Origin of the sequence: Stenotrophomonas sp. DR822 (assembly GCF_019793815.1) — a bacterium.
In the GTDB taxonomy this organism is placed as follows: Bacteria; Pseudomonadota; Gammaproteobacteria; order Xanthomonadales; family Xanthomonadaceae; genus Stenotrophomonas; species Stenotrophomonas indicatrix.
Genome location: NZ_CP081826.1, coordinates 4,341,694 through 4,362,066, shown reverse-complemented (window position 1 = coordinate 4,362,066; position 20,373 = coordinate 4,341,694). Strand labels below are relative to the sequence as shown.

Below are 20,373 nucleotides of genomic sequence, written 5' to 3'. Positions count from 1 at the left end.
ACCGAGCATGCGAAGGCCACGCATCGTAGAATATCGGCCCCGCCGCTCGTCCCAGCCCTGCCGACATGTCCGAATCCCCCCTGCTCGCCCTGTCCCCGCTCGATGGCCGCTATGCCGGCAAGGTCGACGCCCTGCGCCCGATCTTCTCCGAGTACGGCCTGATCAAGGCCCGTGTCACGGTCGAAGTGGAGTGGCTGCTGGCCCTGGCCGCCGAGCCGGGCATCGTCGAGCTGACCGCGTTCTCCGACGCTGCCATCGCCCGCCTGCGTGCACTGGCCAGCGGCTTCAGCCCAGCCCAGGCCGCGCGCGTGAAGGAGATCGAGCGCACCACCAACCATGACGTCAAGGCGGTGGAGTACTTCATCAAGGAACAGCTGAAGGACGATGCCGAGCTGGCGCCGGCGCTGGAGTTCGTGCATTTCGCCTGCACCAGCGAAGACATCAACAACCTCAGCTACGGCCTGATGCTGGAACAGGCCCGTCGCGAGGTGCTGCTGCCGACCCTGGACGGCATCGCCACTGCACTGCGCACGCTGGCCCACGCCCAGGCCGGCCAGCCGATGCTGTCGCGCACCCACGGCCAGACCGCCTCGCCGACCACGCTGGGCAAGGAGCTGGCCAACGTGGTCGCCCGCCTGGAGCGCCAGCGCCGGCAGATCGCCGCGGTGGAACTGACCGGCAAGATCAACGGCGCCGTCGGCAACTACAACGCGCACATCGCCAGCTACCCGGATGTGGACTGGCCGGCCTTCGCCGAGCGCTTCGTGACCGGGCTGGGCCTGGTGTTCAACCCGTACACCACCCAGATCGAGCCGCACGACAACATCGCCGAGATCGGTGATGCCGCCCGCCGCGCCAACATCATCCTGATCGACCTGGCCCGTGACATCTGGGGCTACGTCTCACTGGGCTATTTCAAGCAGCGCCTGAAGGAAGGCGAAGTCGGTTCGTCGACGATGCCACACAAGGTCAACCCGATCGATTTCGAGAACGCCGAAGGCAACTTCGGCATCGCCAACGCGCTGTTCGAGCATTTCAGCGCGAAGCTGCCGATCAGCCGCTGGCAGCGTGACCTGACCGATTCGACCGTGCTGCGCGCGCTGGGCACCGCGTTCGGTCACAGCCAGGTGGCGCTGGATTCGCTGGCCAAGGGCCTGGGCAAGCTGGAAGTGAACCCGCAGCGCCTGGACGCCGATCTGGATGCGGCGTGGGAAGTGCTGGCCGAAGCCGTGCAGACGGTGATGCGCCGCCATGGGCTGCCGAACCCGTACGAGCAGCTGAAGGCGCTCACCCGTGGCCAGGGCATCACGGCCGAGTCGATGCGCACCTTCGTGCAGGGGCTGGAGCTGCCGGCCGATGCCAAGCAGCGTCTGCTGGAGATGACCCCGGGCAGCTACACCGGCCTGGCCGAGTCGCTGGCGAAGAAGATTTAAGGGTTTTCCTTGCGGCGGCGGCCGCGGGCGCTGCCTGCGGCAGGCAACAGCAACGTCAAAAGCAACGTCAAAAGCGGCTCTGGGTTTTTGCCGTGTTTGGCGGGGCGGGCTGGGTTCGCGGGACACGCCGTAAACCCGTCCCTGGGGGCTCGATGGCGCCATCCATGGCGCCAACGGTCCCGCGAACCCAACCCGCCCCACCTCTGACAGATTCCCGGTGACGGATCGAAGAGCGTTGGGTTGTCGGGACGGAATTGAGAGAGGGACGCGGCTTCGCCGCGTCCCTCTTTGTTTATGGCGCAGGCAGGGCGAAGCAAGCGCAGCGCGCGACCCGCTGTTGCCTTTGATTTTCTTCTTCCATTCCGTGGCGGACCCCGCAGGAAACTGTCAGGGGCCGGGCGGGTGGGCCATGCAGGGGCGTTGGCGCCATGGATGGCGCCATCGAGCTTACAGGGACGTACTTGCAGCGTCCCCTGCATGGCCCACCCGCCCGGCCAAGCTCGGCTTTTGCTTGTGAGCCTGACCGCCACGAGGGGCTCCGCCGTTGGCCGGACACCCCGCGACAAACCAGCACACGTGCGCAATCCCATCGAACGTCGGACAATGGAGCCCTTGGCGGCCCGCCACGCCGCCCCTCCCGCTTTCCGCTGCAAGGAACTCCCCCATGGCCGCCCGCAAGTCCTCCTCTCCCCTGATCGAAGTCACCGCCCGCCGCGGCCAGCCGCTGGGCATGGCACCGGCCACCTTCCTGCGTGACTTCTGGCAGAAACGCCCGCTGCTGATCCGCAATGCCTTCCCGGATTTCCAGACCCCGGTACAGCCGGAAGACCTGGCCGGCCTGGCCTGCGAAGAGGGCGTGCTGGCCCGCCTGATCGAGCACGACAAGGCCCAGGACAGCTGGCGCGTGCGCAGCGGCCCGTTCCAGGAAGAGATCTTCCCCGCCCTGCCCGACCACGACTGGACCCTGCTGGTGCAGGACGTGGACAAATGGGACAAGGATGTGCGCGCCCTGATCGAACACTTCAGCTTCCTGCCGCGCTGGCGCATGGACGATGTGATGATCAGCTTCGCCGCTACCGGGGGCTCGGTCGGTGCCCATGTCGACCAGTACGACGTGTTCCTGCTGCAGGCCCACGGCCACCGCCGCTGGCAGATCGATGCCAGTGAATCGATCAAGGGCAAGCGCCCGCCGCTGGGCTTCCGCCCCGACGTGGAACTGAAGCTGCTGGAAGTGTTCAAGCCGACCCATGACTGGGTGCTGGCGCCGGGCGACATGCTGTACCTGCCGCCGAACGTGCCGCATCACGGCGTTGCCGAAGACCCGTGCCTGACGTTCTCGTTCGGCATGCGCGCACCGTCTTCGGCCGAGCTGATCAGTGACTACCTGGACACGTTGATCGCCGACGCCGACGAGAACATCCGCTACCAGGACGCCGACCTGAAGGCGCCGGCCGACCCGAACGAAATCGACACCGTGGCGATGGCGCGGGTGATCACCGCGCTCAACGCCATCCGCATGAACGATCCGGACAAGCTGGGTGACTGGTTCGGCCGCTTCATCACCACCTACCGCGCCGCCGGCGAGGTGATGGCCCACCAGGCCGCGCCGCCGCAGGAAGAAGTGCTGGAGGCCCTGCAGTCGGGCCTGCTGCTGCAGCGCCACCCGTGGGCGCGCCTGGCCTGGCGCCGGGCCAAGCGCGGTGCCAGCCTGTATGTCAGTGGCCAGGACTTCGCCCTGCCGGTCAAGGACGCGCAGCGCCTGGCAGGTGCCGAGCAGCTCGACGCCGCCGCCTACCGCGGCCTGTCCGACAAGGGCCGTGCGGTGGTCCAGCAGTTGCTGGTCGGCGGCGTGTTCCAGCTGATCGATCCGAACGAGGTGTACGCCGACGAGGAGGAAGAGGTGCTGGGTGAAGTGATCGAGGGCCACGAGCAGGTCGAGGTGATCGAGGCTGACTCGATGTCCGATGACGTCCATCTGGTGACCGTGCACGACGACGGCATTGAAGTGATCGTCAACTTCGATGACCACGACGAGGACGACAGCGACGCTGACCGCGGCTGAGCCATGAGCCCGCTGCGGGTCCAGCAGGTCCGTCACGCCGAGGCCCACGTCGCCATCCACGACGTGCGCCAGCGGGTGTTCGTGCAGGAACAGGGCATCGACGCCGCCCTCGAACGCGATGCCCTGGACCCGGTCTGTGCCCACGTGCTGGCACTGGATGCCGACGGGCAGCCGGTCGGCACCGGGCGGCTGGCGCCGGATGGCCGCATCGGCCGCATGGCGGTGCTGGCGGCGTATCGCGGCCACGGCATTGGCGAGGCCCTGCTTGAGGCACTGGTGCAGGCCGGGCGCGAGCTCGGCCTGGCCGAGCTGCACCTGCATGCGCAGCTGCCGGCACGCGACTTCTACGCCCGCCAGGGGTTCCTTCCTGATGGCCCCGAATTCGAAGAAGCCGGCATCGGCCACCAGCAGATGCGGCGCCGGCTGCAGGCCGTTTCCGCCATCGACAGCCGCGCCGAAGCGGTGGCGATCACCACGGCGATCATCCATCGCGCCCGCCGCCGGTTGTGGCTGCACAGCCGGCAGCTGGACCCCGGCCTGCTGGACGCGCCACCGGTACAGGCAGCCCTGCGCCGCTTCGTCACCGCCCGTCACGACAAGCAGCTGCGGGTGATCGTGCATGACGCCGCAGCCATCGCCAGCGCCGGTGCGCCGCTGCTGGCGCTGTTCCAGCGCCTTCCCAGTGTGATCCAGTTCCGCGAGGTCGCCGATCCGATCGATCGCGCCCTGGCCTCGGCCTGCCTGCTCAACGATGCAGGCGACTTCTACTTTCGTCTCATCGGCCATCGCCTCGACGGCGAATCGGCAATCGCGCTGCCGGCACGTTCGCAGCCGTTCGAGCAGCAATTGCAGCGTGTCTGGGACCGTTCGCGCGAATGCAGCGAACTGCGCGCACTCGGCATCTGACTGCGACCGGTGCGCTCAACCTGTCTGGGACCGACACCGGGGGACGCCCGATGCCCTCGTCGCTGCCCCTTCGTGTCCGGATGGGGGTACAATTTGGCCGTTTGAACGCGCCCGTGCATGGCTATTCATCTTCGTGCCGGGTCCTTCTGAAGCCATACCCCACAAAGCGAATCAGCACCCTCCATCGTGGACAATCAACTGAAGCAGTTTGCGCAATCTTCGCAACTCGCCGGCGGCAACGCCTCCTATGTCGAGGACCTGTACGAGCAGTACCTGGTCTCCCCGGATAGTGTCGATCCCAAATGGAAAACCTACTTCGACGGCTTCAAGGGCCGCGAAGCGGGCGACATTCCGCACTCGGCCGTCATTTCCCACATTGCGGACGCGGCCAAGGATGCGCTGAAAGCAGGCACCGGCACCGGTGCAGGCGATGAGCGCGAGCGCAATGTCGGTCGTCTGATCACCGCCTACCGTTCGCGTGGTCATCTGGACGCCCGCCTGGACCCGCTGGGCCTGGCCGCGCCGGTCAACACCCCGGACCTCGGCCTGCCCTTCCACAACCTGTCCGATACTGACCTCAACAGCGAGTTCAGCACCGGCGGCGTGGGTGGCCAGCCGCGCATGAAGCTGCGTGACCTGCTGGCGCGCCTGAAGGCGACCTACACCGGTTCGATCGGTGCGGAGTTCATGCACATCTCCGAGGTCGAGCAGCGCCAGTGGATCTACAAGAAGCTGGAACTGGCCGGTGGCAACTACCAGCTGGACGCTGACACCCAGCGCCGCACGCTGGAGCGCCTGACCGCCGCCGAAGGCCTCGAGCGCTACCTGCACACCAAGTACGTCGGCCAGAAGCGCTTCTCGCTGGAAGGCGGCGACTCGCTGATCCCGATGATGGACACCATCATCCGCAGCGCCGGCAAGGATGGCGTCAAGGACGTGGTGATCGGCATGGCCCACCGCGGCCGCCTGAACGTGCTGGTCAACACCCTCGGCAAGAACCCGCGCAAGCTGTTCGACGAATTCGAAGGCAAGTTCGAGCACGACGAGCACGCCTCGGCCGGCGATGTGAAGTACCACATGGGCTTCTCCGCCGACGTGGCCACCGAGGGTGGCCCGGTGCATCTGGCCCTGGCGTTCAACCCGTCGCACCTGGAAATCGCCGACCCGGTGGTTGCCGGCTCGGTGCGTTCGCGCCAGGAACGCCGCAAGGACACCGCACGCAAGCAGGTGATGCCGATCCTGATCCACGGCGACGCGGCCTTCTCCGGCCAGGGCGTGGTCATGGAGCTGTTCCAGATGTCGCAGGCCCGCGGCTTCGCCGTTGGCGGCACCGTGCACATCGTGGTCAACAACCAGGTCGGCTTCACCACCTCCAATCCGCAGGACACGCGCTCCACGCGCTATGCCACCGACGTGGCGAAGATGATTGCCGCCCCGGTGCTGCACGTGAACGGCGATGATCCGGAAGCGGTGGTGTTCGCCGCGCAGCTGGCGTTCGAGTTCCGCCAGAAGTTCGCCAAGGACGTGGTCATCGACCTGATGTGCTACCGCCGTTGGGGCCACAACGAGGCCGACGAGCCGGCGATCACCCAGCCGCTGATGTACCAGGTGATCCGCAAGCACGCCACCACCCGCGAGATGTACGCCGAGCAGCTGGAAAAGGCAGGCGTGATCGCCGCCGGCGCCGGCAAGGCGATGGTCGATGCGTACCGCGAGAAGCTCGATGCCGGTGAAGTGACCACCGAGCTGGCCAAGGTCGAAAAGACCCCGCCGACCAGCCCGCTGTTCGTTGATTGGCCCAAGCTGCTGGAAGGCAAGCTGTCCGATCCGGTGTCGACGAAGGTCGACAAGGACAAGCTGGTCGCGCTGGCCAAGCTGATCAACACCGTGCCCGAAGAAGTGCAGCTGCACTCGCGCGTGTCCAAGGTGTACGACGACCGCCGCAAGATGGCTGCCGGCGAGATCCCGGGCGACTGGGGCTTTGCCGAGAACCTGGCCTACGCCACCCTGCTGGACGAAGGCAGTGCGCTGCGCCTGGTCGGCCAGGACGTCGGCCGCGGCACGTTCACCCACCGCCACGCGATCCTGCACGACCAGAAAACCGACAACTACTACCTGCCGCTGCGGCAGCTGGTGGATTCGCCGGAGAAGGCCACCGTCATCGATTCGCTGCTCAGCGAAGAAGCAGTGATGGCCTACGAGTACGGTTTCTCGACCACCGATCCGAACACCCTGTGCATCTGGGAAGGCCAGTTCGGCGATTTCGCCAACGGCGCCCAGGTGGTGATCGATCAGTTCATCGCCGCCGGCGAAGCAAAGTGGGGCCGCATCTCCGGCCTGACCCTGCTGCTGCCGCATGGCTATGAAGGTCAGGGCCCGGAACACAGCTCGGCGCGCCTGGAGCGCTTCCTGCAGCTGTGCGCGCTGGAGAACATGCTGGTGGTGGTGCCGTCGACCCCGGCGCAGGCCTTCCACATGCTGCGTCGCCAGCAGCACCTGACCACCCGCAAGCCGCTGGTGGTGATGTCGCCCAAGTCGCTGCTGCGCCACAAGCTGGCCGTGTCGACCCTGGACGAGCTGGCCAATGGCGAGTTCCAGCACCTGATCGGCGATGCCAATGCAGATGCCAGGAAGGTCACGCGCGTGGTGCTGTGCTCGGGCAAGGTCTACTACGACCTGCTGGAAGACCAGACCAAGCGTGGCCAGGACGACGTGGCGATCATCCGCGTGGAGCAGCTGTATCCGTTCCCGCGTGCGCTGCTGGCTGCCGAACTGAAGAAGTACGGCAAGGCCACCGACGTGGTGTGGACGCAGGAAGAACCGCAGAACCAGGGCGCGTGGTACCAGATCCGCCACCACCTGCAGTTCTGCCTGGCCGATGGCCAGAGCCTGCACTACGCCGGTCGCGCACGTTCGGCTTCGCCGGCTGCCGGTCACATGGCTGACCACGTCCGCGAACAGCAGCAGCTGGTCGCCGATGCACTGGTCAACCCGTTCAACGACTCGTTCGCTGAATAACTCTCCCCCTATTTAGAAGACAAACCAGGAAGCTCCCGCATGGCCACCGAAGTCAAAGCCCCGGTACTGCCCGAATCCGTCGCCGACGGCACCATCGCCACCTGGCACAAGAAGGTGGGCGACGCCGTCAAGCGCGACGAAAACCTGCTTGACCTGGAAACCGACAAGGTCGTCCTGGAAGTGCCGTCGCCGGTCGATGGCGTGATCAAGGAAATCAAGTTCAAGGAAGGCGACACCGTCACTTCCAGCCAGGTCGTGGCGATCATCGAAGAAGGCGCCGTGGCTGCTGCACCGGCCCCGGCTGCCGAAGAGAAGAAGGCTGAGGCCGCTCCGGCCGCTGCTGCTCCGGCCGCCGCCGCTGCCCCGGCCCCGGCTGCCAAGTCGGCTGCCGACGCGCTGCCGCCGGGCGCCCGCTTCACCGCCATCACCGAAGGCGTGAACCCGGCCGACGTCGACGGCACCGGCCGTCGCGGCGCCGTCACCAAGGAAGACATCGTCAACTTCGCCCGCAACGGCGGCGCCGGCAAGGCCGGTGGCGCACGTCCGGAAGAACGCGTGCCGATGACCCGCATCCGCAAGCGCATCGCCGAGCGCCTGATGGAGTCGAAGAACTCCACCGCCATGCTGACCACCTTCAACGAAGTCGACCTGTCCAAGGTGTCGGCGGCGCGCAAGGAACTGCAGGACGAGTTCGTCAAGGCACACGGCATCAAGCTCGGCTTCATGAGCTTCTTCGTGAAGGCCGCCGCCAACGCGCTGCAGCGCTTCCCGCTGGTCAATGCCTCCATCGACGGCGACGACATCATCTACCACGGCTACTCGGACATCTCGATCGCCGTGTCGACCGAGAAGGGCCTGGTCACGCCGGTGCTGCGCAACGTCGAGCGCATGTCGTTCGCCGACATCGAAAAGACCATCGCCGACTACGCCAAGAAGGCCCGTGACGGCAAGCTGAGCCTGGAAGAACTGCAGGGCGGCACCTTCACCGTGACCAACGGCGGCACCTTCGGTTCGCTGCTGTCGACCCCGATCATCAACCCGCCACAGAGCGCCATCCTGGGCATGCACGCCATCAAGGAGCGCCCGATCGCCCAGAACGGCCAGGTCGTGATCGCGCCGATGATGTACCTGGCGCTGTCCTACGATCACCGCATCATCGACGGCAAGGACTCGGTGCAGTTCCTGGTGGACATCAAGAACCAGCTGGAAAACCCGGGCCGCATGCTGTTCGGCCTGTAAGAGACCTCCCGCCCCTCCGCGCCTGCGCGGAGGGGTTCTGGTAATGCAACAAGGACTATTTCAATGGCTGAACAATTCGACGTCGTCGTCATCGGTGCCGGCCCGGCCGGTTACCACGCTGCCATCCGCGCGGCCCAGCTTGGCCTGAAGACCGCCTGCATCGACGCAGCGCTGGGCAAGGACGGCAAGCCGGCCCTGGGTGGCACCTGCCTGCGCGTGGGCTGCATCCCGTCCAAGGCGCTGCTGGATTCCTCGCGCCAGTTCTGGAACATGGGCCACATCTTTGGCGACCACGGCATCAGCTTCAAGGATGCCAAGATGGACGTCGAAGCGATGGTTGGCCGCAAGGACAAGATCGTCAAGCAGTTCACCGGCGGCATCGCCATGCTGTTCAAGGCCAACAAGGTCGCCGCCTATTACGGCTTCGGCGAACTGCAGCCGGGCAACGTGGTCAAGGTCACCCAGCATGACGGCTCGGTCGTCGAGCTGAAGGGCACCAACGTCATCATCGCCGCCGGTTCGGATTCGATCGAACTGCCGTTCGCCAGGTTCGACGGCGAAACCATCGTCGACAACGTCGGCGGCCTGGACTTCACCGAAGTGCCGGCGCGCCTGGCCGTGATCGGCGCCGGTGTGATCGGCCTGGAACTGGGCAGCGTGTGGAAGCGCCTGGGTTCGGAAGTGACCATCCTGGAAGCGCTGCCGGACTTCCTGGCTGCGGCCGATACCGAAGTGGCCAAGACCGCCGCCAAGGAATTCAAGAAGCAGGGCCTGGACATCCGCCTGGGCGCCAAGGTCTCCAAGGCCGAAGTGACCGGCAAGGGCAAGAAGAAGGAAGTCGCCCTGACCTACACCGACGCCGAAGGCGAGAAGTCGCTGGTCGTGGACAAGCTGCTGGTGGCCGTCGGCCGTCGCGCCGCCACCAAGGGCCTGCTGGCCGAAGGTACCGGCGTCAAGATCAACGAGCGTGGCCAGATCGAAGTCGACGCGCACTGCCACACCGGCGTCAATGGCGTCTGGGCGGTCGGTGACTGCGTGCGCGGCCCGATGCTGGCGCACAAGGGCTTCGAGGAAGGCATCGCGGTTGCCGAACTGATCGCCGGCCTGCCGGGCCACGTCAACTTCGACACCATTCCGTGGGTCATCTACACCGAGCCGGAGCTGGCCTGGGTCGGCAAGACCGAGCAGCAGCTGAAGGCCGAAGGCATCCCGTACAAGGCCGGCAGCTTCCCGTTCGCCGCCAACGGCCGTGCCGTGGCGATGATCGAGCCGGCAGGCTTCGTGAAGGTTCTGGCCCACGCCGAAACCGATCGCATCCTGGGCATGCACCTGGTGGGCGCCAACGTGTCCGAGCTGGTGCACGAAGGCGTGCTGACCATGGAGTTCAGCGGTTCGGCCGACGACCTGGCGCGGATCTGCCACGCCCACCCGTCGCTGTCGGAAGTGGTGCACGACGCGGCGATGGCCGTGAGCAAGCGCGCGATCCACAAGGCGAACTGAGCCATCGGGTAGTGCCGGCCACTGGCCAGCGTTGCTGGATACGAAAAACCCCGCCTCGGCGGGGTTTTTTGTTGGCCGCTTGACCGCCCGCCTGCAACCCGGCCCAATGCAACCGGCCAGGGAATGCTGTGGCCGCCGCCGATTTCCATGGAGTCGTACGATCATGCACCTGTCCCGCTTCTGCCGCCTGCCGATGCTGCTCGGCTTCGCCTTGGCCGGGTGCAATGCCACCCCACCCAGAACCGACTACCGCGCAGCCGAGGTGCAGCCGGTCGAAGTGATGCCGCAACGCGATGGCGACGTGCTGATCCGCTACCACGTGCCTGCCGAGACGCTCTTCCACTCACCCGGCGCGGATGTGCGCACGGCCAGCGATGGCAACCTGGAAGTATCCCTGCGGCGCTGTGGGATCAAGCAGCCCTGCACGGTGACCCATCCGGCGGCAGCCACCGCCGGCTCGCCGCTGCAGGTTGAATTCGTAGTGCGCCCGCGTGGCCGCATCATCATGGTCTACCGCGATCTGCGCGAACAGGTGTTCCCGGCACCGCCGGCCGCCGCGGCACCCTCATCCTGAAGCCGCCGCCGTACCGGCAGATGGCGGATCAACGCTGCATCGGCCGCGGCGCCGGCTTGGCGGCAGCCCTCTTCGGCGGATCGTCACAGATGCGGTGCTGGACGACCGTTTCCCCGGCCTTCCACTCCTTCACCACCCGGCAGGATTGCTTGGGCGCATCCTCTGCAGTCACCGCGGTGGCGGCCAAAGCAGGATCATGCCCGCGCTCCAGGTAGACCGACTGCGGTTCCTTGCCGAACGCGGGCGCCGCCACCAGCAGCGCCACCATCACAATGACGGGCGGCCTCATGCGGTCACCGGGCCGCCGCCCAGCAGGCGTGCCGGCAGCATGAACAGCGCGCGCAGGAAGGCGAACAGTGCCGAGAAGGTGATGCCGAGCAGGCGGAACGGCAGGCTCAGCAGCCACACGAACGGCCAGGCGACCAGCGCCAGGATCGCCAACGGCCAGCACAGCACGAACAGCAGGCACCAGACACCAAGCGCAAACAAGGTCTTCATCAGAGGCTCCCTCGGCGGCACCCCGCCGCCTGCAACCACGTTGCTACCCCGCCCTGTCGCCCGCAAACGGTTTGCGACGAAACCCGGTTGCGGGGCGATGAAACCTGCCGCTGGGGAGCAGATCCGCCGGGCATGGCCCGGCGCTACCGCAATGCCGTCGGCGCTATTCGAACGAACCGACCGAGTCGTGGGCCAGGTTGTCGAAACGGGTGTATTCGCCGAAGAACTTCAGCTTGCACGAGCCGGTGGGGCCACCGCGGTGCTTGCCGATGATGATCTCGGCCAGGCCCTTGTCCGGCGAATTTTCCTTGTTGTAGTAATCGTCGCGGTAGATGAAGACGATCATGTCCGCATCCTGCTCGATTGCGCCCGATTCGCGAAGGTCGGCCATCACCGGGCGCTTGTCGGTACGTGTTTCCAGCGAGCGGTTGAGCTGGGACAGTGCAATGACCGGCACGTGCAGTTCCTTGGCCAGGCCCTTCAGCGAACGCGAGATCTCGGAAATTTCGGTCGCGCGGTTCTCGCTGTTGCCCGGCACGCTCATCAGCTGCAGGTAGTCGATCACGATCAGGCCCAGGTCGTGCTCGCGCTTGAGGCGGCGGCACTTGGAACGCAGGATCTCCGGCGACACGCCCGGCGTATCGTCGATGAAGATCTTGGTTTCCTTCAACATCTTGATCGCACCGGTCACCCGGCTCCAGTCCTCGTCCTCCAGCTGGCCGGTACGCAGGCGCTGGGCGTTGATGCGGCCATTGGACGAGATCAGGCGCATCGCCAGCTGCGATGCGGACATTTCCATCGAGAACACCGCCACGCCCTTCTTCGACTTGATCGCCGCGTACTCGGCGATGTTCAGGGCGAAGGTGGTCTTGCCCATCGCAGGACGCGCAGCAAGGATGATCAGGTCGGTCGGCTGCAGGCCGGCAGTCATCGCATCGAAATCGGTATAGCCGGTCGGCAGGCCGGTGATGTTGCCGCCATTCTCGAAGCGGTTGCGCAGCTCTTCGAATGCGTCCTTCAACGCACCGGGCATGGCCACGAAGTCGGTACGGCCGCGCGCGCCCTGTTCGGCGATGGCAAATACGCTCTTTTCCGCAGCGGACAGCAGCTCGCTGCTGTCGCGGCCCTCGGGCTGGAAACCATCGTTGACGATGTCGGTGCCGACCTGGATCAGCTGCCGCAGCACCGCCTTGTCGCGCACGATCTCGGCATAGGCCACGATATTGGCTGCCGACGGCGTGGTGCTGGCCAGTTCGATCAGATAGGCGCCATCGCCCACCAGCTCCATCTTGCCCTGCGATTCGAACCACTCGCCCAGGGTCACCGCATCGAAGGGGCGCTCGCGCTCGGACAGCTCGCGGATCGCCCGGTAGATCATCTGGTGATCGCGGCGGTAGAAGTCACCCTCGGTCAACTGGTCGTTGACCCGGTCGTAGGCCTCCGGTGCCAGCATCAGGCCACCCAGCACCGCCTGTTCGGCCTCCACCGAATGCGGCGGCACGCGCAACTGGTCGATACGCGATTCATCGCGATCGCGATCGAAGCCATCGCCGCGCTCTCTGCGGTTGGAACGGAAGCCGGAACGGGCGGACATGCTGCGGTGTTTCCTGCAAAAAGGGGCCAGACGAGTGTAGGCATGCGCCGACCCCGGCGGCCATGGACAAATCTGTGGATAAGCCGTGGAAGAACGGGGGATATCCGCCTGAGCCTGTCCAGACTGGCGCAAGGGCGTCGCATTGCCTGCGACGGGCCCGTTGCGACGCCCGAAGCGGGCCATTATCGCAGATGGTAACCGCCGCTGCTGGCGTCAATCGCCCTTGGCATGCACCGCGATCAGGGCCAGGAACCGGTCTACGTAGCCCTGCAGGAACGTCTGCGTGCCCTCGTTGTGGATCGTGCCGTCGGCATCGATCAGGCCATCCTTGAAGTGGATGAACGCCTCGGGCTGGCCAAGCACGTGCATGTCCAGGAAGGCCAGGCTGTTGCGCAGGTGCTGCTGGGCCACCGCCGTGCCGATCTGGCCGATGGAAGCACCGATCACCGCCGCTGGCTTGCCCGCAAAAGCGCTGTCGCCGTAGGGCCGCGAGCCGATGTCGATGGCATTCTTCAACACGCCCGGCACGGAACGGTTGTACTCGGGGGTCACGAACAGCACGGCGTCGGCGGCGCGTACCTGGTCCTTCAGGCGCGTGCCCTGTGCCGGGTAGCTGGCATCGAAATCCTGGTCGTACAGCGGCAGGTCGCCGATCTGCACGTACTGGAAGCGCGCCTTGTCACCCGCAAGTTTCTCCAGCGCGCGGGCCAGCTTGCGGTTGCATGAGTCCTTGCGCAGGCTGCCGACGAATACGGCAATGGTGGGGACGGACATCAGGACATACTCCTCACGGTGCGGGAGGGCCAGCCTAGCCGCCGCGGCCTTCCGCGCCGGTGAAGATCAAGCGCGCTTCACGCCTGCACGCACCTGCCGCCAGTGGTCCTGCCAGGCCTGGAACATCAGCACGTTCCACAGATGCGTGTGCCACTTGCGCTGGCCGCCCAGGAACTGCTGCCACAGTGGCTGCACGGCGGCGGCCGACAGCACGCCTTCGCGTTCCAGTCGCGCCGGCTGCAACAGTTCGTCCGCCCAGGGCTTCAGGTCGCCCTTCAGCCAATCACTGACCGGGGCGCCGAATCCACGCTTGGGCCGGTGCACCATCGACTGCGGCACGTACCGCTCCAGCACGCGCTTGAGCAGCACCTTGCTGGTCGACTCACTGCGCTTGAAGCCCAGCGGCAGCGACCAGGCGAACTCGGCCACGCGCCAGTCCAGCAAGGGCGCACGTGCCTCCAGGCTGACCGCCATCGAGGTGCGGTCGACCTTGCACAGCAGATCGTCGGGTAGATAGCTGACGAAGTCGGCCAGCATCATCGCGTCGGCCGGCGTACCGGCACCATGCAGCGGATCGGCCAGATCGTAGAAGCTGCCCGCCTCGCGTGCACCGATCACCGCGGCCGCCGGATCGCGCCAGCGCGAGATGCGGTTGCGATACACATCGCCGATGCCACGTGCGCCGGTTTCAGCCAGCAACGCGGCCAGCCCGCCGGTGCGCGACGCCTCGCCCTGCTGGTGCGCACGCGCACCCATCCAGCGGCGCAGGGGCGCGGGCACCCGTCCCAGCATCTGCCAGTTGCGCAGCGCACGCACATAGCGGGTATAGCCGAAAAACAGCTCATCGCCGCCATCGCCGGACAGTGCGACGGTCACGCCCTGGCGGGCGAGGCGGGCGACCAGCGCGGTCGGCACCTGCGAGGCATCGGCAAAGGGTTCGTCGAACATTGCCGGCAGCTGCGGCACCACCGCCAGCGCATCGGCGCCACTGACATACAGCTCGGTGTGATCACAGCCAAGGTGGGTAGCCAATTCCCTGGCCAACGGTGCCTCGTCGTGGTGCGAGCCGCTGAAGCCGATGCTGAAGCTGTGCACCGGCTGCCCGCTCTGCGCCTGCATCAGCGCCGCCACCAGCGACGAATCGGTGCCGCCGGACAGGAACACGCCTACCGGCACATCGGCGACCATGCGCATCGCCACGGCATCGCGCAGCAGGCCATCCAGCTGCTCCTCGGCCTCCTCGATACGGCCTTGGAACGGTGCGGCCAGTGCCGCCTGCATGCGCGCGCGCGCGTCCCAGTACGGACGCTGCGCCTGCTCAGGGCGATGTGCGCTGGCTCCAGCCGCCACCGCCGCCGCATCCAGCCGCAGCACGCGCCCGGGCATCATCTTGTAGCAGCGCTGGTGGATGCTGTGCGGTGCCGGGATGTAGTCCAGCCGCAGCAGCAGCGTCAGCGCATCGCGGTCGATATCGTTGTCGAACTCCGGGTGCTGCCACAGCGCCTTCAGCTCCGAGCCGAACACCAGGGCATCACCGGCCCAGCCGTAGTACAGCGGCTTCTTGCCGACCCGGTCGCGGGCCAGCCACAGGCACTGTTCCTGGCGGTCCCACAGGGCGATGGCGAACATGCCGTTGGCGCGCTGCAGGGTGTCCTCGACGCCCCACTGCAGGATCGCGGCCAACAGCACCTCGGTATCGGAATGGCCACGGAACGCATGCCCCAGTGGCTCCAGTTCGGCGCGCAGCGTGGCGAAGTTGTAGACCTCGCCGTTGTAGGCCATCACATAGCGACCGTCGGCCGAGGCCATCGGCTGGTGGCCCAGCGGTGAAAGGTCGAGGATGCTCAGGCGCCGGTGGGCCAGGGCAATGCCAGCGGCGGCATCGACCCAGGTACCGCCGTCATCCGGCCCGCGATGGTGCAGCGCCTGGCCCATGGCCAGCGCCTGCGCCTGCAGCACCTCGGCCGGCGTCTGCGCCGCCGGCAACAACATACCCGCCAATCCACACATGCATCAGGGTTCCTGCGCCAGGTCGAGGGCGGCGCCAATCACCGCATTGTCGCTTGGAAGCCCGAACATTGCTGCCCCCGCCAGCGGCGTATAGGTATCGGCACCGCAGACCCGGCGCAATGGCAGGTGGCCGTGGCCGGCCTCGACCAGCGCGGTGATCACGCCCTCGCCGATGCCGCCGCTCTGGCGCCCCTCATCCAGCACCAGCACCCGTTGCGCGGTGGCGGCCTGGGCGCCGATGAAGGCCGCATTCAACGGCACCAGCCAGCGCAGGTCGACCACACGCACCTGCCAGCCCAGCTGCTGCTCGATGGCGACCGCTGCGCGTAGCGCCATCGGCACGCCGTTGCCATAGGTGAAGATCACCAGATCGCTGGCATCCGGCGCGTACACCCTGCCCTCGCCCAGCACCAGCGCCTGCCCGGGTGCGGGGTAGTCGAACAACCACTGGCCGTCGCCGGCCACGTGCAGATCCTTGGTCATGTAGAGGGCGATCGGTTCAAGGAACACCGCTACCCGGCCATCCACGCGGGCCAATGCCGCCAATGTGCGCAGCATCATCACCGCATCATCGCCACGCGACGGACAGCCCATCACCAGCCCCGGAATGTCACGCAGCGCCGTGATCGAATTGTCGTTGTGGAAATGGCCGCCGAACCCCTTCTGGTAGCCCAGCCCGGCCACCCGTACCAGCATCGGGTTGCGGAACTGGTCGTTGGAGAAGAACTGCAGCGAGCAGGCCTCGCCACGTACCTGGTCGATGGCGTTGTGCAGGTAGGCCAGGTACTGGATTTCCGGAATCGGCAGCATGCCCATGTTGGCCAGCCCCTGGGCCATGCCCAGGATCATGGTCTCGTCCAGCAGCGTGTTGAACACCCGGCGCGGGCCGAAACGGCGCAGCAGGTCGCGCGTCACCGTGTAGACGCCGCCCTTCTGCGCCACGTCCTCGCCAAACAACAGCGCCTGCGGGTACTTGCCCAGCAGCTCCTGCAGCGCATGGTTGATCTGTATCGCCAGATGCCGCGGCGGTTGCCGTTCGGGCAGCGCATCGGCGCCGCCGTACAGTGCCTGCCGGGCCTCGATGGGCGCCACGCGCTCGGCCTCGGCCTGCACCGCTGCCGGCGTATAGGGTGCCAACGGCGTGATCACTTCCTGCAATGTCTGCAGCTTCGGCCGCGTATCAGCATCGATGGCGGCGGCCATGCAGCGCGCGCGCAGGGTTTCATAGGCGGCCTCGACGCCCGCCGCATCCATCCAGCCCGATTCCAGCGCGATCTGCGCCGAGCGCAGCAGCGGGTCCTGCGCCTCGGCCGCGCACAGCTCGGCCAATGCGCGCCATTCCACTTCGAAGTCGGTACCGGCGTGGCCCATCAACCGCGTGGTGCGCAGGTGCAGGAAGGTGGGCCGACGCATGCGCCGGCAATGCTCGACCGCCGCCTGCACCTGCGCGTGTCCGGCCGCCAGGTCCAGGCCATCGGCGAAGAAATAGTCCAGGCCCGGTTGCCGGCTGAAGCGCTCTGCGATCCATCCTTCAGGGGTCTTCACCGAAATACCCAGGCCATTGTCCTCGCACACGAACAGGATCGGCACCGGCAGCTTCTGGTAGGCCGACCACATCGCGGTATTGAACGCAGTCTGGGCGGTGGCATGGTTGGCCGACGCATCGCCGAAAGAGCACATCACGATGCTGTCGGCGGGAATCGGCAGCGGCTGGCTCAGGCGCCTGCCACTCTCGATCGCCAGCGCGGTACCCACCGCCTTGGGCAGGTGCGAGGCGATGGTCGAGGTCTGCGGCAGCACCCACAGCGGCTTGCTGCCCCACACTTTGTGACGGCCGCCGCTGGCCGGATCATCGGCACTGGCGGCGAAGGACAGCGCGGCGTCGCGCACCGGATCCATGCCGGGCGCCAGCCGCGCACGCTCGGCCATGAACGCACCGGAACGGTAGTGCAGGAAGGCAGGATCGGTGTGCCGGCAGGCGCGCGCAAGCAGCGCGTTGCCTTCGTGGCCGGACGAGCCGATGGTGTAGAAAACCTTGTTCTGCACGCGCAGCACGCGCGCCATCAGGTCCAGCTGGCGACTGAGCAGCTGCGATTCGAACAGTTCGCCAAAGGCGGTGGCGGTGAGGGTGCTGCCCGGCAGGATCGGCGCATCCGGCGCCGGGCGCGGACGCGGGATGCCGCGCCAGTCGCGCACGGCCTCGAGGAAATTGGCGTCGCAGACCTCGGCGCGGTTGAGGCCACGCATGCGTGCAGGAATGGGATCAGGAACCACAGCGAACATCGAACACCCTCCGTGCCGTTGTTGCAGACCGTAACGCCAGGCCTGCCCGACCCTTCCCCTGGTCGAGCACGCCCGACGCTGCAGGGGAATCAATCCGGTGCGTTGAACCGCGCGCGCACCTCGGCGGTCACCGCGGGCATGGGCACGAAGCGAGGCTGCGCACGTACCCGCTGCAACCAGGCCCGTACCTGCGGGAATGGATCCAGTGCGATGCCACCGTCTGCGGCGACATCGGAATAGGCAAACAGAGCGATATCGGCGATACCGTAGTCATCGCCGGTGAACCACTGCGCCTGCCGCAGATGCTGCTCCATCACGGCCAGCGCGCTGGCAGCGCGCTCATGCAGGCGCGGCAGTTCGGCACGGCGTGGCGAGTCGGCCGGCGTCCAACCGCGGATGAAGCGTGCCACCGCCACGCAGGGTTCATGCGTGTACTGCTCGAAGAACATCCAGCTCAATGCCTGCGCACGCTGCCAACCGTCGGCGGGAAGATACGGCGTTCCCTCGGCCAGCCAGAACAGGATCGCATTGGATTCGGTCAGCACGCGGCCGTCGTCGCGCACGATCAACGGCACCTTGGCATTGGGATTGAGGGCGAGAAATTCCGCGGTATGGGTCTGGCCGTGGGCGCTGTCCACCTCCACCCAGCGGTAGCGGCTGCCGAGCTGCTCCAGCAACAGGCGCACCTTGTGGCAATTGCCCGAGACCGACATGCCATGCACCGTCAACGCACTGCGTTCTTCCACCATTGCCTGCTCCAGGGAGGTCCCGGCCTGCAGCCGGCTGCCCGCAGTCTGGCAAGCCATCTGGCGATTGCCAAGCGCGGGTGCAGCATGGCGATGCGGGGGTGCCGGCCGCTGGCCGGCAACCTCGATGCAGCTGGATTGGGGCGACTGCCGGCCAGCGGCCGACACTACCGGACAGCGCTCAGCGTGCGCGCTGTTGCCACTGCCCGCGCGATTGCCCCCAGATTTCAAGCGGCTTGCCTTCATAGGGCGGTGGCAACTGCCCCATGCGCAGCAGCGTACTGCCGAGCTTGCGTGCAACCACCTTCGAGTTCTCGTTGTCTTCGGCGATGGTGTGGATCACCTCGTCCCAACCCAGCGTATCGAACGCCCAGTCGATGGCTGCGATCGCCGCCTCCGGTGCGTAGCCCTTGCCCCAGCTGGCCCGTCGGATGCTCCAGCCGACCTCGGTGCCGGGCCAGTCCTGCGGCTGCCACGGCCCCATGCGACCGATCCATTCACCGCTGGATTTCTCGATCACGCTGAACATCGAGAAGCCGAACAGCTGCCATGCGCCGGCCAGGCTGCAGAAGCTGCGCCATGCCACCGAGGGTGCCTGCACACCGCCCAGCGTGCGCATCACCTCCTCATCGGCGCAGAACGCCAGATAGGGGGCGTAGTCCTGCCGCTGCGGCGGACGCAGGATCAGGCGTTCGGTTTCGATGCGCAGGTCAAAGATGCTCATGGCGTCATGGTAGAGCCACACCACGCGTGGATGAACCCCACCCATAAAAAAACAGGCCAGCAGAGGCTGGCCTGTTCGTTACCGATGTTGCCGGACAATTACTGACGGTTCGCGGTCGCGTCGCCGGCTGCAGCCGTCTGGGTGACCAGCTGCCCATCCACCACCGGCAGGCGATCGCTGGCCGGCTTGTTGTCCATGCGCACGGTCTTCTCTGCGCCGTCGTAGCGGTAGGTCACGTTGTAGCCCTTGACCACGTCACTGGTGCCCATGGCAATGCGGTTGCCCGGCTTGCTGCCCATGCGCATCGTGCCGGTGGTGCCGTCTTCATTGCGGTAGGTCACGTTGTAGCCGGTGACACGGCTCGACTCGGAGGTCGCCGTTTCGGTGTGGCACTGGCGCTCGGTGCGGTTGACCACACGGCCACCCACATGGCGCTTGTCGACCTGGTTGCCGATGAAGCCGCCGGCCACGGCACCGGCAGCGGTCGCGGCCTTCTTGCCATTGCCGCCGCCGACCTGGTTGCCCAGCAGGCCACCAACCACGGCGCCGACCACGGTGCCACCGACGTTGCCGTCACGCTCGGGCAGGCGTTCCTGCACCACCACGTCCTGGCAGACCTCATGCGGGGTCTGGGTGGTGGACGTCTCGCGTACCGGATCGGTGCCGATCACGGTGGCATAGGCCTTCTGCTTCTCGGTGATCGGATCGACCTTCAGCACATCGGCGTATTCCAGGCCGCGCGGCGCGCTGGCGTCCACTGCGTTGCCGCGCGCGCCATCGTCGGTGGCGTTGCCATCGACCAGGCGCGATTCACTCGGATTTCCGGCGCTCAGCTGCTCGGGCGACTTGTCGCCGCTCTTCATGAAGGCGGCGGTTGCGATACCACCGACCAGCAGCGCGCCCGCTGCGACCAGGACAGTTGTAGTTGTGCTTTTCATGACCTGCTCCTTGCGGACCGTCCGCAACGTTCTCAGGCCAGATTGCAGCATGCGGTGCCTGAACGGAATCTCCA

At 66.6% G+C, this 20,373-nt stretch carries 16 protein-coding genes; 7 read left to right on the top strand and 9 right to left on the bottom strand.

Features of this window, described 5'->3' with window-relative positions; genetic code table 11:
• Positions 1-65 precede the first annotated feature (65 nt).
• The 7 genes from purB (at position 66) to K5K93_RS19745 (ending at position 10,732) form a co-directional block, all read left to right on the top strand.
• Entirely contained in the window at positions 66-1,433 is a 1,368-nt protein-coding gene (gene purB, locus K5K93_RS19775) for an adenylosuccinate lyase (protein ID WP_222388878.1), read from the top strand.
• 664 nt (positions 1,434-2,097) lie between these two features.
• Entirely contained in the window at positions 2,098-3,495 is a 1,398-nt protein-coding gene (locus K5K93_RS19770; RefSeq protein WP_222388875.1) for a cupin domain-containing protein, read from the top strand.
• Positions 3,496-3,498: 3 nt separating this feature from the next.
• Positions 3,499-4,401, top strand: a complete 903-nt coding sequence (locus tag K5K93_RS19765; RefSeq protein WP_222388872.1) for a GNAT family N-acetyltransferase — start codon at positions 3,499-3,501, stop codon at positions 4,399-4,401.
• Positions 4,402-4,587: 186 nt separating this feature from the next.
• Positions 4,588-7,419 carry a 2-oxoglutarate dehydrogenase E1 component gene (locus K5K93_RS19760; protein WP_222388869.1) on the top strand — a complete coding sequence of 944 codons (2,832 nt, stop codon included), beginning with the start codon at positions 4,588-4,590 and terminating at the stop codon, positions 7,417-7,419.
• Positions 7,420-7,458: 39 nt separating this feature from the next.
• Positions 7,459-8,658, top strand: a complete 1,200-nt coding sequence (gene sucB / locus K5K93_RS19755; RefSeq protein ID WP_025876796.1) for a dihydrolipoyllysine-residue succinyltransferase — start codon at positions 7,459-7,461, stop codon at positions 8,656-8,658.
• A gap of 63 nt (positions 8,659-8,721) precedes the next feature.
• Positions 8,722-10,158, top strand: a complete 1,437-nt coding sequence (gene lpdA / locus K5K93_RS19750) for a dihydrolipoyl dehydrogenase (protein ID WP_222388866.1) — start codon at positions 8,722-8,724, stop codon at positions 10,156-10,158.
• Between the two features lie 163 nt (positions 10,159-10,321).
• On the top strand, positions 10,322-10,732 hold the full coding sequence (locus K5K93_RS19745; RefSeq protein ID WP_222388864.1) for a hypothetical protein: 411 nt from the start codon (positions 10,322-10,324) through the stop codon (positions 10,730-10,732).
• A gap of 28 nt (positions 10,733-10,760) precedes the next feature.
• Here the strand turns inward: K5K93_RS19745 and K5K93_RS19740 are convergent, their stop codons facing one another.
• The 9 genes from K5K93_RS19740 to K5K93_RS19700 form a co-directional block, all read right to left on the bottom strand.
• The gene (locus K5K93_RS19740) at positions 10,761-11,021 is read right to left on the bottom strand and encodes a hypothetical protein (RefSeq protein ID WP_222388862.1); all 261 of its coding nucleotides are present in this window, start codon (positions 11,019-11,021) and stop codon (positions 10,761-10,763) included.
• Positions 11,018-11,230: a hypothetical protein gene (locus K5K93_RS19735; RefSeq protein ID WP_025876788.1), complete on the bottom strand. Its 213-nt coding sequence runs from the start codon at positions 11,228-11,230 to the stop codon at positions 11,018-11,020. The genes K5K93_RS19740 and K5K93_RS19735 overlap by 4 nt, the downstream gene beginning before the upstream one ends.
• A 163-nt stretch (positions 11,231-11,393) precedes the next feature.
• A complete protein-coding gene (locus tag K5K93_RS19730) occupies positions 11,394-12,824 on the bottom strand; it encodes a replicative DNA helicase (RefSeq protein WP_025876786.1) in 1,431 nt (476 codons plus the stop codon).
• Positions 12,825-13,037: 213 nt separating this feature from the next.
• Positions 13,038-13,598: an NAD(P)H-dependent oxidoreductase gene (locus K5K93_RS19725; protein WP_033831525.1), complete on the bottom strand. Its 561-nt coding sequence runs from the start codon at positions 13,596-13,598 to the stop codon at positions 13,038-13,040.
• Positions 13,599-13,664: 66 nt separating this feature from the next.
• Complete coding sequence (gene asnB / locus K5K93_RS19720) at positions 13,665-15,608, bottom strand: asparagine synthase (glutamine-hydrolyzing) (protein WP_222388859.1); 1,944 nt, start codon at positions 15,606-15,608, stop codon at positions 13,665-13,667.
• 3 nt (positions 15,609-15,611) lie between these two features.
• Positions 15,612-17,891, bottom strand: coding sequence for a thiamine pyrophosphate-dependent enzyme (locus K5K93_RS19715; RefSeq protein ID WP_222388855.1), 2,280 nt, complete (start codon positions 17,889-17,891; stop codon positions 15,612-15,614).
• Positions 17,892-17,980: 89 nt separating this feature from the next.
• Complete coding sequence (locus tag K5K93_RS19710) at positions 17,981-18,640, bottom strand: glutathione S-transferase family protein (protein WP_093819032.1); 660 nt, start codon at positions 18,638-18,640, stop codon at positions 17,981-17,983.
• Between the two features lie 178 nt (positions 18,641-18,818).
• Positions 18,819-19,361: a GNAT family N-acetyltransferase gene (locus K5K93_RS19705; protein ID WP_032978851.1), complete on the bottom strand. Its 543-nt coding sequence runs from the start codon at positions 19,359-19,361 to the stop codon at positions 18,819-18,821.
• 98 nt (positions 19,362-19,459) lie between these two features.
• Positions 19,460-20,299, bottom strand: a complete 840-nt coding sequence (locus K5K93_RS19700; RefSeq protein ID WP_222388853.1) for a glycine zipper 2TM domain-containing protein — start codon at positions 20,297-20,299, stop codon at positions 19,460-19,462.
• Positions 20,300-20,373 lie beyond the last annotated feature (74 nt).

Bases quoted from the DNA above. Each gene is read 5' to 3' on its own strand.
- purB (WP_222388878.1), top strand. From the start codon at position 66: ATGTCCGAATCCCCCCTGCTCGCCCTGTCCCCGCTCGATGGCCGCTAT.
- K5K93_RS19770 (WP_222388875.1), top strand. From the start codon at position 2,098: ATGGCCGCCCGCAAGTCCTCCTCTCCCCTGATCGAAGTCACCGCCCGC.
- K5K93_RS19765 (WP_222388872.1), top strand. From the start codon at position 3,499: ATGAGCCCGCTGCGGGTCCAGCAGGTCCGTCACGCCGAGGCCCACGTC.
- sucB (WP_025876796.1), top strand. From the start codon at position 7,459: ATGGCCACCGAAGTCAAAGCCCCGGTACTGCCCGAATCCGTCGCCGAC.
- lpdA (WP_222388866.1), top strand. From the start codon at position 8,722: ATGGCTGAACAATTCGACGTCGTCGTCATCGGTGCCGGCCCGGCCGGT.
- K5K93_RS19745 (WP_222388864.1), top strand. From the start codon at position 10,322: ATGCACCTGTCCCGCTTCTGCCGCCTGCCGATGCTGCTCGGCTTCGCC.
- K5K93_RS19740 (WP_222388862.1), bottom strand. From the start codon at position 11,021: ATGAGGCCGCCCGTCATTGTGATGGTGGCGCTGCTGGTGGCGGCGCCC.
- K5K93_RS19735 (WP_025876788.1), bottom strand. From the start codon at position 11,230: ATGAAGACCTTGTTTGCGCTTGGTGTCTGGTGCCTGCTGTTCGTGCTG.
- K5K93_RS19730 (WP_025876786.1), bottom strand. From the start codon at position 12,824: ATGTCCGCCCGTTCCGGCTTCCGTTCCAACCGCAGAGAGCGCGGCGAT.
- K5K93_RS19725 (WP_033831525.1), bottom strand. From the start codon at position 13,598: ATGTCCGTCCCCACCATTGCCGTATTCGTCGGCAGCCTGCGCAAGGAC.
- asnB (WP_222388859.1), bottom strand. From the start codon at position 15,608: ATGTGTGGATTGGCGGGTATGTTGTTGCCGGCGGCGCAGACGCCGGCC.
- K5K93_RS19715 (WP_222388855.1), bottom strand. From the start codon at position 17,891: ATGTTCGCTGTGGTTCCTGATCCCATTCCTGCACGCATGCGTGGCCTC.
- K5K93_RS19710 (WP_093819032.1), bottom strand. From the start codon at position 18,640: ATGGTGGAAGAACGCAGTGCGTTGACGGTGCATGGCATGTCGGTCTCG.
- K5K93_RS19705 (WP_032978851.1), bottom strand. From the start codon at position 19,361: ATGAGCATCTTTGACCTGCGCATCGAAACCGAACGCCTGATCCTGCGT.
- K5K93_RS19700 (WP_222388853.1), bottom strand. From the start codon at position 20,299: ATGAAAAGCACAACTACAACTGTCCTGGTCGCAGCGGGCGCGCTGCTG.